Source organism: Phocaeicola salanitronis DSM 18170 (assembly GCF_000190575.1).
Taxonomy (GTDB): Bacteria; Bacteroidota; Bacteroidia; order Bacteroidales; family Bacteroidaceae; genus Phocaeicola; species Phocaeicola salanitronis.
The window spans coordinates 3,514,798-3,532,761 of the sequence record NC_015164.1 but is presented as its reverse complement, the minus strand read 5'-3'; the positions used below and the strand labels follow the sequence as shown (position 1 = coordinate 3,532,761).

General features: G+C 48.1%; 7 protein-coding genes and 1 pseudogene. 1 reads left to right on the top strand and 7 read right to left on the bottom strand.

Annotated elements, in window-relative coordinates:
- Nucleotides 1-6: 6 nt before the first annotated feature.
- The 6 genes from BACSA_RS15045 to BACSA_RS15020 form a co-directional block, all read right to left on the bottom strand.
- The gene (locus BACSA_RS15045; RefSeq protein WP_245546604.1) at nucleotides 7-1,326 is read right to left on the bottom strand and encodes an alpha-d-galacturonidase; all 1,320 of its coding nucleotides are present in this window, start codon (nucleotides 1,324-1,326) and stop codon (nucleotides 7-9) included.
- A gap of 162 nt (nucleotides 1,327-1,488) precedes the next feature.
- Nucleotides 1,489-4,437 (bottom strand): glycoside hydrolase family 2 protein, encoded by a 2,949-nt coding sequence (locus BACSA_RS15040; RefSeq protein ID WP_394358869.1) that lies wholly within the window; start codon nucleotides 4,435-4,437, stop codon nucleotides 1,489-1,491.
- A 213-nt stretch (nucleotides 4,438-4,650) separates the two neighbouring features.
- A complete protein-coding gene (locus BACSA_RS15035) occupies nucleotides 4,651-7,887 on the bottom strand; it encodes an exo-rhamnogalacturonan lyase family protein (RefSeq protein WP_013618888.1) in 3,237 nt (1,078 codons plus the stop codon).
- A gap of 18 nt (nucleotides 7,888-7,905) precedes the next feature.
- The gene (locus tag BACSA_RS15030) at nucleotides 7,906-9,735 is read right to left on the bottom strand and encodes a rhamnogalacturonan lyase family protein (protein ID WP_013618887.1); all 1,830 of its coding nucleotides are present in this window, start codon (nucleotides 9,733-9,735) and stop codon (nucleotides 7,906-7,908) included.
- A 171-nt stretch (nucleotides 9,736-9,906) separates the two neighbouring features.
- On the bottom strand, nucleotides 9,907-12,033 hold the full coding sequence (locus BACSA_RS15025) for a RagB/SusD family nutrient uptake outer membrane protein (protein WP_013618886.1): 2,127 nt from the start codon (nucleotides 12,031-12,033) through the stop codon (nucleotides 9,907-9,909).
- A gap of 47 nt (nucleotides 12,034-12,080) precedes the next feature.
- Entirely contained in the window at nucleotides 12,081-15,119 is a 3,039-nt protein-coding gene (locus BACSA_RS15020; protein WP_394358868.1) for a SusC/RagA family TonB-linked outer membrane protein, read from the bottom strand.
- Between the two features lie 358 nt (nucleotides 15,120-15,477).
- On the opposite strand from BACSA_RS15020, the pseudogene BACSA_RS20665 reads away from it, so the two are divergent.
- Nucleotides 15,478-15,904, top strand: a pseudogene (locus BACSA_RS20665) (AAA family ATPase); the annotation flags it as partial.
- 622 nt (nucleotides 15,905-16,526) lie between these two features.
- Here BACSA_RS20665 and BACSA_RS15010 read toward each other — a convergent pair.
- A complete protein-coding gene (locus BACSA_RS15010) occupies nucleotides 16,527-17,708 on the bottom strand; it encodes a tyrosine-type recombinase/integrase (RefSeq protein WP_013618884.1) in 1,182 nt (393 codons plus the stop codon).
- Between the last annotated feature and the right edge of the window lie 256 nt (nucleotides 17,709-17,964).

The following is a 17,964-nucleotide window of genomic DNA, read 5'->3' as shown; positions in this document are numbered from 1 at the left end:
TAACTTTTAATTCTTAATCACCCCATAGCTTACGTCATTCGCATGCAAGCCTTCTACATGCTCAATCCGGTTGACGAACTGGCGGATCGTATCGACCTTTACATTCTCGATAAAGACATCCCGGATAGGTTCTTCCTTCTCGCCTTTCAGTTCGTAAATCGCATCTGCCGACTTGCAATGTACATTTTTCATGTATATGCCTTTGATGCGTGTCAGCTTCCGCTCATACGTCGGCACGAGGTCTTTCCACTGGTAAAGCACATCGGTATCGATTTCAAAGGCACGGAGCATGTCACCCGCCTCGATGTTCTCCAAATAAATATTCTCGATAAATCCGCCGCGCCGGTGATTGGTCTTCAAGAAAAAGAGGCGTTGCACCGATTCAGGCACCGTACAGTCGTGCATGTAAATGTTGCGTACGCCTCCCGACATTTCACTTCCGATACCCAGCAGGACATGCCCTTTGCGGATGGCACAATGCCGTACCACAATATTCTCGCAAGGCGTATTCAGCCGCCATGCGTCCTGATTTCGCCCCGACTTGATAACCACGGCATCATCACCTTGGTCGAATGTGCAATGCTCCACAAGGAAATTGCGGCTCATCTCAAAATCGATGCCGTCGTTATTATGCCCGTGAGCCTGCACGTCAAGGTTACGGACCACTCCGCTATTGCACATATAGAGATGAATCGTCCAAAACGGACTTTGCCGAATCTTAAACCCATCCAAGAGGACATGCTTGCAACGGTTAAAATGAATCAGGTGCGGGCGGAGGTGGTTCTCCCCTCTTGCCATCTGCCGCAATTCGACCGGCACGTCAGTAGACGCCATCGAATAAAGCTGTGCCAATGCATGCAAATGCGCCTGCGGACGCTTGAACCATATTTTCCACGTATCCATATCAGGAGCCAATACACCCTTTCCCGTAATGGCTACATTCTCACACTCAAACGCATAAACCAACGGAGAGTAATTATAACATTCCAAACCTTCCCACGAAGTCATCACCGCCGGAAGGTAATCAGCCGGATCATCAGAAAAGCGCAGTACCGCCCCTTCTTCCAGATACAGGTTGACATTGCTCTTCAAATGCACAGGTCCTGTAAACCATTCGCCGGCAGGAACCACGACTCTTCCTCCTCCTGCACGGTTACAAGCCTCGATAGCCTTGGCAAGCGCACGGGTATTCTTCTTCTTATCCGCATGAGAAGCGCCATACTTTGTAATTACAAAGTCCCGGTCAGGAAACGAACACAACGTAACCGAATCCATCGGGAAAGGTGCCTCTACCGGTACCCGTTCATACGAGCGCCCTTCAGCCATAGAAACCGCAAACGGGATAATCCCCAAAAGCCATAAAATCAGATTTCTCTTCTTCATACGATTATCTTTAAAGTTACTAAACGAATTTACTCCGCTAAGATACGAACAAAATCAATACGCAAACATGGAAATTCATGTACAAAACTGGAAATTTGTAACGGTTCAACGGTTCAGATGTTCTTTAAATTCTATTTCCACTATCCGAAGCTCGTGTCCGGTCTCGGCACCGCCCTTTGCCTTGAACAAGTCCAGTTCGTTCGCAACCGGTGCGGCAACCTCGACTATCTGGCCGAATGCATCGTCTTCCTTACTGCTGCCTTTCAGGCGGATGGTTATCTCCGAAGCCGGCACTGGCTTCACATTCAGATGCACATACCCCAGGCTCTTGTCGGTTTCGCCGCTCCATACCAACGTGTCTCCGGCATAGATTTCCAACGGATAGCTGCGCATGCGCCAGCCCGTCAGCTTGAGGCAGACTTCATCTACCCGCGCGATGCGTTCCAACCGGTAAGTAATCCAGGCGGTAGAAGCTTTCCCGTCATTCCGCCACTCGCTCAATTCGTTATCATCGAAACTGTTGCTTGCCTTTTCGGTATGAGCTCCCGCCCGGGCAGAGAGAACCGCCACATCTACAGCACGGTCACGATAAGAAGGCGTATCCGGCGTTTCGCCACGGGTAAGCCTGCCTGCCAGACAATCTCCCGGTATATATGTGCTCAACCCATTTTCCACTTCTATGCTTTCAGTTGATAATACCAGTTCGGCAGGCTGCAATCCCTTGGCTTCGGCTTTCAGCACGATTCGTCCGGACCGGGTGTGCGAACGCAACAGCACACGGTTCACGCCACACTCCACCGGCAAATCTTCCGACAAGATATAATTGTCCGGTCCCTGCGCAATGCCTCCACGCCATTCGGCAGGTCCATCCAAGGTGAAATGAATCAAGTCATTTGCCAAGGGGCAACGGCGCCCCTGTGCATCGACCACCTCCACTTGCACCAAAGCCAAATCGGCACCATCGGCTTTCCAGCCGTCCGGGTTCTGAATGGCGGCCAGCTTGATTGCAGCCGGTTCGCCTGCTGTTTCCAGACGGGTACGCACCGCTTCCTTGCCTTCATTATATCCAATAGCCTCCAGGGTTCCTGCCTCGAAAGCCACACTGTCGGCGGTAAACAGGAAATGATAGTCACGGTGAACGCCTTCCACCGCTTTTCCATTGACCAGCAAGGCGACACTGTCTGTATTCGAAACGACATATACCGGCTTCACCACACCGGCATCGTAGTTCCAGTGCCCTACGATATGGATACGGGGCTGTTCCGTATCTACCCAGCCGTCCCACATCACCTGATGGGCATAGTACGAGTCTTTCGGGATGCGCATCGGGTCGGTATCTCCGCTCCGGCGATAGTTTTCTACCCCGCGGAAATGGGTATTCGTATCCGAAAAGATGATTTTCGCACCGCCTGAGCTGACACGCCGCCCCGTCCCCGGACGCTCGCGCCAATAATCGAACCAGCGGATGACATTCTCTACAGCAAACGAATCCTGGTTGCGGTTATACACACTGGCATCGGCATGCTTCTGGGTCTTGCCCGTAGCAGCCGAATGATATGCCGTATTCCCTTCACCGTCTTTATGGAAAGGATACGAATAATTGTCCCAATACTTACGCAATCCCTCGTCGCGGCAATACTCCATCGCCCACATCGGATGGTGCGCACTCTTGTTGATGTAAAGCATTTCGCCCCCGTATTCCGCATCACGGATATCCAGCATCTCGCGCGAACCGATGGCACGGCCTCCATGATAATCGTACCGGTCACGTATGGCTTTCATTTCGAGCATGTGCTCACGGCTGATGGACTCGTTGCCGCACTCGTAGAAAAGAATGCTCGGATTGTTGCGGTTATAAATAATGGCATCACGCATCACAGCCTTACGCTGTTCCCAACGCACGCCTGTACAGTCTTTTTCAGCGTCACCTGCCGGCATCGCCTGAATCAGCCCCACACGGTCGCACGACTCCACGTCCTGTTTCCAGGGCGTAACATGCATCCAGCGCACCAGGTTGGCATTGCCTTCCACCATCAGCCCGTTGCTATAGTCGCTCAGCCATGCCGGAACCGACATGCCCACGGCAGGCCATTCGTTGCTGGTACGCTGGGCAAAGCCTTTCAACTGAATCACCCGGTCGTTCAGCCACACCTTGCCTTCGGCAAAGCGGGTCTTGCGGAATCCGGTACGCGTCACCACCTCGTCGGTTTTCTTCCCATCAATTACCAAAGCGGTCTTCACGGTATACAGATACCCGTATCCCCAACTCCAGAAGTGCAGTCCGCCCACTTCCGCCTCAGCAGACAATATTGCTGTGCCGCCTGCCGGAACCGTCTGCTCTTTACCCGAAAAACGCTTCACCAGCTTGCCGTCACGGTCCAGCAGCTCTACCTCATAACCTACCGTCTGCACCTTCTTTGTCTCGTTCTTCACTTCCGATTCGGCATGCACAACGGCTTTACGCGATTGTACCCGGATATCTTCGGCATAGACATACACTCCTGTCGTTTTCAGATTGCTATAAAGCGGAAGGGTCTGATAAACCTTTCCGGTCACGTGCAGCCATACGTTCTTGGGCAGACCGCCGTAGTTGGCATTGAAATTGCGGTCGCTCCACTGGTACTTCACGCCCGTAGACCGCTCCGCATAATCCCAGTCGTTGTCAATACGGGCGGCAATCACATTTTCTCCCGAATGAATATAAGGTGTCAGGTCGAATCCGAAAGCCATCACCCCGTTCTCGTGCTGTCCCACCAGCTTCCCGTTCACATACAGGTCGATGCCCTGGCGTGCCCCTTCAAACTCGATAAACACCTTCCTCCCTTTTGCCTCTGCCGGAAGGCGGAAATGCTTGCGGTACCACACGATAGTATCGGTCAAGTCTTTTATATTTACGCGGAAAGCCTCGTCTTCATTGAACGCATGGGGAAGCGTCACCTTCTCCCAATCTCCATCCGCATACTTGGGCGACTCTGCCCGTTCCATATCTCCAATCTTCAGCAGCCAGTCGCTGTTGAAATTATACTTCTTCCGTTCGCTTGCCTGTATCCCCATTGCCACGGCAAACAACACGATGCCTACAATAAAACGCTTCATTTTCATGATATCAATGTCCGGTTAAATTATGCGTCGCTAAATTAGGGATAAAATCAGTTCTGCCTATGGATTTTTGTATTTATATATAGAAATTCGTACACGGCAAATCATAACATACCGCAAAAGGCTGCATCCTTCCGGATGCAACCCTGAAAAGCAGGAAAAATATACCTATTGCGGGATGACTTCCTGCATATAAATGGCGTCCAGGCTCCACAATGCCGCATCATTGGTACTAATCGGCATGCATTCATCCAACGGAGCAGGCACTTCGGGAGGCAAGATCTTCCTTACCGTCATAGGAGGAGCGGGCGTATGTTCCAGCCTTCCCCACAAGTCTGTCCAAGCCTCAGCCGCCCGCTTGGGGTCATACAGATGCCAAGCCGCGTATGCCTGCAAACGACTGACACGAAAATGATTATACAACTTAAAGTCGCGTGCATGTTCCAGCCAAGCCTGATTGAATGCAGGAACGTCAATCATGCCTTGCATTTCGTTCATCAGTTCAAAGCCACCCATAATCGTCATCAAATGGTTGGTGTTCTTCAACGTCGGGTCTCCCTCGTAAGTAATGACACCGGTATCGGGATAGAACCCCAACGCCTTGTTTCCCGTAAACAACCCATTGGGCAACGAAGCAATGCTGTTCATACCCGTCACTATCTTATCCAAATACTTCCGGTCGCGCGTACGTTCCCACTCGGTCATCCAATTGCCCGCGTATGCCAGCCAGTCCGGACCGATGCGCAGGCGTGCCGGAGCGGAAGAAGGGAATTTGCTTCGAGGCTCAGCCAACCGCATCGGGTCGAGCGTATAAAGTTTCTGGTCTGCGTCTTTTACTTCCGCCATCAAATCGCCGCTACGTTCGTCTGTTGTCAAGTAATAATAGAAACGGTTCCACGCCGCTTGGCTGATACGCGCCTCTTTTGCCCCACATCCCCAGTGGCTGACATTGTGACGGCTTCCCAGTCCTGCATTCGGACCGATGTGATACACATCCACTTCAGCAGTATGGCGGGTCATCGCCTCAGCCATCTTCCATATATCATAACGTCCGGTACGGAGGAAATTATACCAAAGCCACATATTAGAAGCCAGTTCGGTATTGTCCCATGCAAACCCTCCTACATCATACCGCCATTCATGACGCACCGGGTCGTATGCATGCATAAAGTCGCCGTAATTCCAAAAGCCATACCATTTGTGTTGCTCTATCGCTTTTTGATAAAAACTTATATAGGCATCCAACCGGTCTTCTACCCGGCTGCGTGCCGGATTGCTACGGTCGGGCAACGACCAAATGCCAAAAGCCCGGCAAGCATGCAGATATTCAGGAGTACACAGCAAGGGAGACGCTTTAGCCAACAGGCAAGCAATATCAGCGATGCCTTTCTTTCCCGGATAAGCCGCTTTCGGAACCAAGGTCAAGGTATGCGTACGCGCAATGCCATAAGGTGTACTCATTCCTTCCTGCACATCTTCATAACTGGCATTCAAATCATGAGCGACGCTATCATAATGGCGCAAGTCCATCGCTTCCGCTTCCGGACTCCATAACCAAACAATTAGCGAAGCCTCATCCGAACGGGCTTGCCGCACCTCCAACGAAGCCGGATATGCTTGCCAAAAATCCTGCAATCCGACACCGATACCTCCACTCACATCACCTGCAAAGACAAATCCGTCGGAACGGGTTCCGGTAAACGTTCCAATCCAAGGACGGTCTGCCTCTGCCCGTTTCCGGATAGAAAACGCATTGTCCGTCAATTGAGAAAGGCGGAAATTATCCCATGCAGCCCAGTGGTCGAGCAAGTCACGGTTTTTCTCATCGAACTGCTCGTATGCAGGAATCCGTTTTCCTTCCATTTGCTGTTGCTGGAGCGTTTTGTCATCACCTAATGTCAAGACACGCCGTCCCACCAAAGGCTGTACCGGTTCACTCCATACTCCTCCTTCCGCACAAGCGAAAGCAACGTGCCGGTTATACAATGCCTCACGCATTGGCACACGAAAGCGTACGCCTATCGAACGGATAAAATCCTTGTCTTGTTCTCCGTCGAACACAAACGAATGTACCATCCGGACCTGCTCGCTTCCGGCATAAAAATACAAGCGCAATACAAACGGAAGCCATTCACGCCCGGCAGACTGATGAACCCCTTCCAACTTCAAGGTTGCACGGACCTTTCCTGCCCGTTCTACAGACACACGTTGCAACCGGCTGGAAAAATGCGTGACATGCGATTCAGACAACCCTTCACCCAACGGTTTGTCCTGAACAGAAGCGATTAAGTCGGCAGCCCCTCCTACTTTCGTCTTACCATATAGCAAACTGTCTATGACGCAACTGCCCGAACGAGGAACATAGGCTGTTATCACTCCCGTAGAGACTTTCCAACCCGACGGCGTCTCCTCTACAGTCAAAGCGGAAAGCTCCGGACTTTCGGGGCTCTTCCGTTTCGGAACGACCTGTAAAGATGTTGTACCTCCGGGAACTACCGCCGCCATACCTGCCCACTTCACCGACCCGTCAGGCCAATAAGCAGCAGTCCAGCTATCAGAAGCAATCACTTTCCCATCCGCATCCTGCAAAAGCAAAGGCATATCCGGCTGTACTTCCCCTTTACGGAAAGGCACACCGAAACTTACCCCGCAAGCCTGTGAAGGCACTTCTCCTACCCAATGCAAACACGCCGTATCCTTATCCTCCCGACAAACATACCGGAAATTAGCAATCCGCGTACGCGACAAGGTGGTGCGAAAGCCGAACCAACCTTCCCGCAAGGGATTGGGGTCGCAATAATCCACCAGCCTTTTACCATCTATGTAATATTGTACCCGGTCGCCTTTATTCACCAACTTAACGTGATACCACTTGTTAGGAACAAGCAAATGCTCTTTATCGGTATACTCCTTCAAGATGCCCGGACGTTGTGCCGCATCAGTTACCCCAGCCTGATTGCCGTCATACCTGCGGAAACGGGTCGTAGAATTGTAATTCCCTCCGTAGCCCAAATAATAAAGCTGCAGCGAGTAGCACTTCAGGAACTCCCCTTTGCGCCAGTCCATACGTTGCCAGATGTTCTTCGCTTGCGGATCGGAGGCCATCCAGAAACAGTTCAGGTCACTCAGACGGTCACCCGGCTTCCCTTCGTCCACCACACAAGCGTCGTATTCGATTACGACATTTCCACACATCTTCTCTTTCCGCCACAAGGTCAATCCTTTAGGCGAAAGGATTTCACACGTATCTCCCGAAAACGACACTTCATAATCCGGTGACTCCGATTCCACTTTCCAATACTTATCAAAATGGGCTTTATCAAGTCCCGATATACTTCCTGCGCTCTGAGCCTTTAATCCCCAAACAGCGCATATAGCCATACCAATCAATATGATACGTTTCATTTCCTACCTGATTAATGATTATTCTCCTAAATAATAAGAAGGGACAGGCGACTGGGGATACCCCATGGAACGGTGTGCGATATAGCTTCTGTAAACAGGATCCTGCATCAATGTCACACGCCGGTCACGTGCCGGGATATTCGTCGTATAAATCCGGATTTCACCATCCAACGCCGTTACAATCTCTTCCCGCCAGTCGCCATACAAGTCAGCAATCATCAGGATATCCCCCTCAATGCCGTGGGTAAGCTCCGCACCTTTCCACTTCACAATGCTCAGCGCCTTTCCGTTCGAAGAAGAGCTGGCTCCCCAACGGTTGTCATCGCCTGCAAAAGTTTCCCTGAGCAAATCGGCATCCCACCAAGCCCAGTTCCGGCAAGAAGGCACATCCTTGTTCCGGCTCAAATACGTCCCGTCGGCAGCCAACAGATACTGGTCGGTACTTCCGCCTTTCCTGTCTTCTTTGGCGAAACATTCCAGTCCTTTATGCGATGCATCAATGTCTGCCACCATTCCGTCGCCTACATGAAACGTCTTATGCCCGATGTTCCACACCGGCTCGCCGCTGCGTGCGTCTACCATGCATACGCCTCTTCCGTTATCATGCCAAGGCTCCAGACATAAGAACACTTCCATTCCCGGACGTTCCGGATGAATGTCTGTCAGATAAACCTTATCGGGATGTCCCAGTCCGGCAGACCAGAGCAGCGTACCGTTATCATCCAGCATACACGAGCCCAACAAGATTTCTTCCCTTCCGTCTTCATCCACATCACCGCATACCATATTGTGCGAACCCATGCTTCTGACCACCGGATTCTCCTCGTCACCGTCCCATTTCCATACCGGGTCCAACTTGTCCTTGTTCAGTTGCCACGCCTCTACCGTCATCAGTTTATACGTTCCCCTGCATGCCAAGATACAGGGAGTTTTCCCGTCCAGGAAAGCCATGCCGATCTGATTCCGGTTCCTGCGCACCAGATTGCCATAACGGTCATTCCGTTTGGGCCAGTCTACATGAGCGATTTCCTGTCCCGTCATGCCGTCTAATACCGTCAAATATTCATCCCCCGAATCCACTCTTCCTTTCTCATCTCTCCGCACATTGTCCGGAGCCGTTTTCAATGCCACTTCGGCTTTCCCGTCTCCATTAAAGTCATAGACTACGTAAGGCGAATACCAGATTCCCGGTTCAATGCCTTGCCCCAAATCTTTCGACCATAAAAAAGTGCCGTCACTTAAATAGGCTTCTATCTGATAAGTCTTCCCCGTCAAGTCACCCGGCATACCCGGGTCGACATTCGTTTCCGGTGTGCGGATGATGTAATCGTATGTACCGTCCCCGTTCAAATCGGCAACTCCTACCTTGCCGGCTTTGACCTGCCTGTTCAAGCGAATCGACCGGTAATTGCGCAGGGTACTGAAATCCGCCTTCACCTTTTCCGACTCCTTGCCGTCAGCAGTACACGTCACCCAATAGACCGCTTCTCCCTTCACCGGAGAACGGTCGGTAAAGTCACAAGTAGTATCTATCGGTTTCCGGTTCAGTTTTCTGGTCTTTCCGTCAGCCGAACGGTACACATCAAAACGAGCCTGCGCATTATCCGTCTCAAGCATTCTCCAGCTCAGATAAATGCCTTTTCCGTCTGCAGCCGGAGCTACAGACAATCCCCGGTTCAGGTATTCCTTCACTTTCGATTGGGCAAACCCTTCCACCAAAGGCTTCGGTTCATGTTGGGGTTTCAAAATTTCATAATAATAATTCCGTTCTCTTGGATCTTGCGCAAAGGTTGTACCTGTAACGACCAATCCGGCAAGCAATGCAGAAAAGAAAAGTTGTGTTTTCATGATTTTATTGAATGAGTTAAAAAATTAGTTCCAAATGATGGGCGAAAGTAAGCATAAAACAAATGGAAAGACATAGAAATTTATACAAAAGAATAGATTTTTATACACAAAAGAGGCGGAGACCGCTTTTGCCGTCCCCGCCTCTTTCAGGTTAGTTTATGTTCTCAGGAATTAATATCCCGGATTCTGCATAGCTTGTTTTTCTTCATTGCTTAATGCACCACCGTTTTCGTTGGTGATACCGTCCAAGAACGATTGTGGAATCGGACGATAATAATGTTTCGCCGGATCAAATTCACCGATGCCACGGCTTACACCGTCATTAAATGCATGCCAACGGGCATCCAAAGTCATGGTACGGGCAAGGTCTTCCCAACGATACAATTCACCACAAAGCTCGCGGGTACGTTCGTTCAGCAAGAAACACATCATCTTGTCTGCATTGCTGCTGCAACCCAACGCATCGTAAATCGGCTGGTCTACTTCCGAATTATAGATATCGCTGACACTATTCAGGTGCATATTATCCAAAGAAGACTGTGCATTGTACACATCTTCCTGACCTTCCAAGTTATTCGATTCGTAATACGTATTTTCTTCACTATAAATTGCACCATCAGGAGAATATCCACCACCGTTTCCACTGCAATAAGGATTATTTTTGTACGCCTGACCACCATCTACATTTACACTTCTATCTTCACCGGCTTGATAAGCAGCACGGTCGCGCAACTTATTAATCCATTCAATAGCATTGGCATATTGTGACTCGCCTTGACGAATATACGCTTCAGCTACCATCAACACATCTTCTGCAGAACGAGCAATAATCGCATCACGTGTTCCAAATTGAGAAGCAACAGAGTTACGATAGCCATCTCTAAATTTAGACAACGCTACAGAACGTTTGTGAGGTACAATACTATAATAGTTTCCGGTTGAATTTTGCGGATCCAAGTTCCAGCTTTGTGCTTGTCCTGCATAATAGCGAACAAAAGTATGAGGAGCAGAAATCTTTCCATTCTTCAATATTTTTGCTTCTACAGGGGCGGTAAGACCTGTTTCTGTATTCAACTCTTCATATTTTGTATAACGAGTATCACCAGGATTATTTACGATATATTTAATACCTATTTCACCTGCCACAAAACGTTTGCCACCTTCTACAGCACCTTCCGGAGCATAACCGGATTGAATATCTCCTTTACTCCAAGTAGGAGCACTGGAAGTATCATTCGCGCCATAACAAGTAATAAACGATTTCCAAAAACGAGAATCATTCACACGGTCGAAAACCTGCATGGTGTATTCCGTTGCACTCACGTAAGAAAATTCACGTCCACCTGAAATGTCACGTTTTGTTCCTGCCATATCCTGATAAACTGAAGGATAATATAAGTGCATCTGATTTCCATATCGTCCCCATGTAGATTCATCATTTGAAAATTGTGCAGCCAAAATTACTTCGCTTACTTTTTCGTTTGCCCCATTGGGTTCTGTATAATCCCACAAATCTACATAATTAGAACATAAAGGATGAGCATTGCATACCTCTGTTCCATATTTAATGACATCCTGTAAATCTTGTGCTATATAACTATCATTCCAGTCACTATATAACTCCGAAGCACGGAACAAATGTGCTTTAGCCAAGAAATGCGCAGCAGCCCACTTCGTAATACGACCGGTTGCTTCAGGAGATTCCGGTAACAAGCTATAGGCTTGTTCTAAATCAGATATAATTTGAGCATAAACCTCTTCTTCGCTATTACGGGTAAATGTTGTTTCTACCGAGGTAGAAGGATTTAATTTGATAGGTACACCGCCAAATTGTTTTACCAGTTCAAAATAGGCATATCCTCTCAAGAAATAGGCTTCACCCAAACGAGTGTTATATGTAGCACTCGACTGGCTATAAAATTGCGGAATATTGGTTATTAAGATATTGGCAGGTTCTATCAAACCATACATATTATCCCACATGGGCTGATTAGCGCCCGTTTCTGCAGAGTTTAAGTCCTGACTATAATGATTCCACGCCGGCATGGTATTATTGGCATCCGTAAATTCATCGACACCCATATTATAGCATTCGATAGCCCAAATATAATTGAATTTAAATTTCAATTTTTGATAAGCACCTGTTACCAATTCATCCAAACCCTCTTGAGTTTTAAAACGATCTGTACTGGGCTGGGTAATCAGTTCCTCGTCAAGGAAAGAATCGCTACACGAAGTAGCCATACCTCCCGCTACTCCTGCTATCAGCAGAGTAAATAATGTTTTATTTAGTTTCATACGTTTATTCCTTTTATCATATTATTATATATCATACCAATACCTATTTAGAAGCCGATGTTCAATCCGATAACCCAGCTCTTCAGCGTAGTGGGCGAACCAAAAGTCGTGGTATTGTTATCGTAGTTCAACAAGTCGGTATCCAGCCAATCGGTAGCCTTGTAGATAGTGAACGGGTTCATTGCCTGTACATATACCTTCAAGGTACTTAATCCGGTATTCTTTAACTGTTTGGGTGTAAAGTTATATCCCAACGAAATGTTACGTACCTTGATGTACGAACCGTCTTGGTAATTCATAGAAGAACTATAAGTATCGGCTGCTTCACCGTTCGAACCCGGAGAATAGTATTCGGCATCCTCGTTGGTTCCGGCTACCCAATAATCCAATTTACGCTGCATATAGCGTCCGTCCAAGGTAGCAGCTCCTTGAGGTACGGTAAAGCCCCAGCGCGAAAGGATAAAGAATGAGAGTTCAAAATTCTTATAGCTGAATGTATTGTTCCAGCCTGCAGTCCAATCCGGACGTACTTTACCTACAATCTGACGGTCATTCGTAGCATCGATAACGCCATCATGATTCAAGTCTTTCACCTTGATCTGTCCGGGCTTACGTCCATACTTGGCAGCTTCTTCAGCTTCCGATGTCTTCCAGATACCGTCATATACATAGTCATAATATACCCCGATTTCTTCGCCGACAAACCATCTATTATTTACATCTTCGGTTCTTCCGTTAGACAACTCGTCAATCTGGTTACGGTCCATTGACCAAGTCAAAGTTGTATTCCACGTAAAGTCTTTGGTCTGTACCGGAATGGCATTGATTTGCAAATCAATACCCCAACCTGAAGTCTTACCCACATTGGCAAAAGTAGAAGTATAACCTGTAAGTGAAGGAATAGTCATGGACAACAGCAAGTCTTTTGTCTTAGTCCAGTAAGCATCCAAACTACCGGTCAAACGGTTATTGAAGAAACCGTAATCCAATCCCACGTTATATTGAGTCGTACGTTCCCAACCTAAATCAGGATTTGCCATTTTAGCAGGATCTTTAGCTGAAGGATCTGAAGGTACATAACCTAATGACGAATCGGTTTGTCCCCAATTATAATACAGACTTGTTATTGCACCCTTAGTAGCGTATGCATCAATTGCTGCATTACCCGTTACACCATATCCGAAACGCAGTTTCAATTGGCTCAACCAATTCAGGTCTTGCATAAATTCTTCCTGGTCGATACGCCAAGCGACTGCCATTGAAGGGAAGCTTGCCCACTTATGACCCGGAGCCAACTGCGACGCACCGTCCCAACGGATAGAAGCGGTCAGCAAGTAACGGTCCATAAAGCCATAGTTGGCACGAATCATGAAGGATTCCATCTGAGTCTCGGTCAGTCCGGTACCAAATGAATTCAAACTGCCGGCAGAAGCCATATTATACCACAACTCATCAGCAGAAGCCACATTTGTTGCACGCATATCGCCCATTTCGTAATGGTAAGCCGAAGCCGACTGCATCAAGGTCAAGCCCAAATCGTGCTTGTCACCGAAACTCCGATTGTAATAAATCAGGTTATCCAAGGTCCACGAACGTTTTTGCTCATTCTTATATTGCGCTCTGTTATTGCCGTCTCCGTTGATACCATCGGCTGCATTGGCAATACCCAACGTATAATATTGGAATTCGGGACCGAACTGCAGACGGTAAGAAAGTCCTTCCAGCGGTTCCCAGATCTTGCCGAAGTCTACCTGTGCATACATACTGGCATTGGCACGGAAGGTACGGCGTTGGTTGGTATTGTAATCCAATTCCCGAATCGGGTTGATGATGTTGACATCCCCGTTCGGATTGCGGATATATTCGCCGTTTTCATCGTATGGAACCGTCCACGGCAACATGCTTCTTAATGCACTGTATAAATCACCGGAACCGGTTACGGACTTGGTAAAGCTGTATCCATAGTCCTGATCGGAATACGAAGCGTTAATGTTGGCACCCATCTTAAAGAAGTCTATCGGATTGGCATCAAATGAGGTCTTTAACGTATAGCGTTCGTAAGCCTGTCCCGGCTGTGTGCCTTTCTGGTTCAGGTAACCGAACGAAGCATAGCCTTGGAACTTGTCTGTACCGCCCGATGCGCTCAGGGTATGTTCGTGAGTGATACCGGTCTGCTTGCCATGCGAAGCCCAGTCGTAAGAACCTATTTTCGAAGGATCGTATGTGCCGCCTTCCCATGCTTTTTCAATGTTTGCCCACGAAGCGGCTACACTGCCGAATGCAGCTCTATCACCTGCATAATCAGGAGTAGCCGAAGGATAAGAACCCATGTTGTACTTTGCCAGACGGGCATAGTCCAACCATTCCGCAGCCGACATCATCTCGGTTACGTCATGCAGGGTTTCGAAAGTAACGGTACCCGAATAGTTCAAGGAAATCTTTCCTTCCTTACCTTTTTTAGTAGTTACCAATACAACACCGTTCGCACCGCGTGAACCGTAAATAGCGGTTGCCGAAGCATCCTTCAGTACGTCGATAGATTCGATATCCGACGGGTTGATGTTTTCGATACCGCCGTTCTGGATAATCATACCGTCCACAACATACAACGGGTCTTGGTCTGCTGTAATGGAGCGCACACCACGGATATTGATTTTACCTACTTCACCCGGACGCTGGCTGGAAGTGATGTCCACGCCGGCTGTCTTACCTTGCATACCTTCCAAGGCATTCTTTACCGGCATCGCTTTCAATTCTTTTTCACCCACGCGTGCCATCGCACCGGTCACGTCCGATTTCTTCTGGATACCGTAACCTACTACCACTACTTCGTCCAGCACTTCGGTGTCTTCTTCCAACACCACCTGAACCGTGCTTTTCCCCGCTACCGAAATCGTCTGGGTCTTGTAGCCCACAAAACTGATTTCGATGGTCCCGTCATTAGGGACATTAGATAAGGTGAACTTGCCGTCGAAATCGGTAATCGTACCGTTCGTCGTGCCTTTTACTACCACACTCGCGCCGATAACGGTTTCGCCGGTCTTGTCGACCACCGTACCCGACACGGTTTTGCCTTGCGCGTACATACCTATAGATATTACGGTCAACAAGGCGAAGAAGAACAGACGTTGCCCTATTGAGGCGCAGCGTCCCAGAATCGATTGGTCTTTTCTGTTTTTCATACTTCCAATTTGTTAAGTTAAACCAAAGTTAGATTCAACCTTTCAGGTAATGAGTTGGATATCTGAATAGTAAGGCTCCCTTAAAAAACGGTCCGACAATCATTCATACAATAGGCGGTAATTTACCGCTTCATTTCTTATTAAAAGGGATTGCAGATAACAGGCTAACAATCAAGGCGGAAGGATATACCATTCCGGTTCTTTGAAGCATACAATAATCGGGCAATGAAATAAACGGATAAGGATTCGGCTTTTGCAATAATCACCTGTCACGCTGGATGACCTTTTGAGCGGCTACAACATCGACTGGAACATATCCCAAGCGCCGGAGTTCAACCACATGCTCGGATTCTCCGAGAGTGACGTGCGCACCATGTTCCGTTATTATCAGGACAACGGCAAGCTGCGTGCCGATGCCGACATTGAGGCGATGATGGAAGAGATGAAACCATGGTACAACAACTATTGCTTCGCCCAAGAATGCCTGGACGAGACCGTGTTTTTGACGGATATAGAGTCTTTTAACACATCTGGAGACTTCTTTTCCTGCCGAAGACGTAGCAGAAGATAAATATTTCATAAGCCTGTTGTATTATTATGGACTATTGACAATGGAAAGCAATAAGTTCAATCGTATAAAGATGATTATTCCCAATAATTGTGTGAAAAGGCAATATGAAACTTTTCTTTATTGCAATGACTGAAAATTATGAAACCTTATTCTGAAACGCGGCTTCACCTGCTGAAAGTGATATTCCGTGGTGCGGATATGGCGGTGTGCGCCGAAACGGAAAGAGGATAATGGGAAAGAGGGTATTTCAAAATAAACTCCACAAATATCCCATGTAGGGGCGTATCGCATACGCCCCCGAATACATCCGCGTGGATAAGTGGACGCATTCGGGCGTATGCGATACGCCCCTACAAGTTATTAATGTGGATATTCATCTATTTCAATTACGCCAAATCCAGCATGACAAGGGTTATAACCTTACTGCATTGGCACTCACAGCTGACTGCGTGCAGCGGGAAACATAACTGCGATTCCAACACGATTACTAATCGTACGGGTTGACGATTACTAATCGTACAGGCTGACGATTACTAATCGTGCACGGAACGAAGCTATGTGCGTTGAGGATAGAAGATAACTGTTTTTGCCAATCGACCTTTGTTGCACCGGATTTGTACCACGGTATGACCGATTTCTGTAGAGACGATGTGCACATCGTCTCTACTATGATACTGCTTATAAAATGCGCGGCTCAATGCACGGGAAGAATAAAACCGTCTCCCGGCAAAGCTTTCGCCTTACAGCAGCGCATCGAAAATCTTCCGCATGGCTGCATCGGCATGACGCTGCATGATGCGGAGGTAATTGCAGACAGGACGATTGGCCTTCATGCTGTGCCCGATGCAGTATTCGATGGTTTCTATCTGGATGCCGAGGTCATACCCATGCTGGACGAAAGACTTCCGTGTCGAATAGAACGAGACATTAGAAGAAACCCCTGCCAGACGTGCCACTTTTTTCATATACCGGTAAACCAGGCTATACACCTTATTATATATAGTGTTTCCTTCGAAAGCCAGCCTGCCGTCGGGCGAACGGTACCGCTCTATCAGCGTTCTTGCTTCGGGCTGAATGGAAAATGCCGTTTCGTTTTCACCGCTTTTGCTTCTACGGGTTTTATGGCGGGCATATTTCAAGACCGTACCGCCTTCGGCAAAACGGCAATCCAGCAAATCCCTCAAGTTGATTCCTCCCAAGTAATAGCTGAGCATAAAAATATCGCGCACGGTGATGAGGTGTCTGTCCGTCAGGTGCGCGTCACGTATCCGTTTCACCTCTTCTACCGTCAGGTCGAGTTCACGGATGCGGGCAGCCGGAAATTTGCAAGCCGCAAAAGGATGTATGGCATAACGCACGTACCCCATTTTAACCGCATGGTTCAGCATGACCTTCATCAGCGTCAGGTAGATGCGTACCGTTGTATCCGAAAGCGCTTTCCGTTTCAGCTCCTCCCGGTATTGCCGGATGTGCCGCGGGTTTATCTGCTTCAGAAGCAAAGATTCGCCGAAGAGGGAGAAGAAATGTTTCAAAGCCGACTTGTAAAGCTTGTACGACTTGACTTGCTCGTTGTTTTCCATACTTTTCAGAAACTCGCCGGCGAACCGGGAGAAAGAAATCCCTTCCTTTTCCTTTGTTTGAAGGATGTAACGGATGATTTCAGTGCACGTCAATCCTTCGGCATACGGAAGGGTGGACAGAATCAAGGCGTATTCGTCCAGTTGCCTGTTCAGGATACGGTTGATTTGGTCGGCATAGGCATGTCGGACTACTTTGCCATTCCGGAGCTGGGATTTGGAGTCCAAAAGAAAGGGAGTCGTGATATACCGGGTTTGCGAATGATGAGCCACCGCAATCCGGATGCGGTGCTTCCCGTTTGCCAATCGCTTGGCAGGAACGATTACAATAGAAAAAGTGGTCATGGTTTATCGTTTTTTTAGTCTTCTTCCTGCCGTATTGCCTCTAAAAGGCAAAGCGGACCGGAAGCTTATCTGTTAAATTTTAAGTTATAATTAGTTACGTTTAACGTTTTGCCAAAAGCAATTTTAACGCTTCGGATTTGAGGGAATTTTGCCTTCGAATTCCGATTTTAGGGCAAAAATGATAAAAAACCACCTATTTTGAGCGTAAAAAATACAGTTGTCCCATATATTTACACAATTTTCCATTGCAAGAATC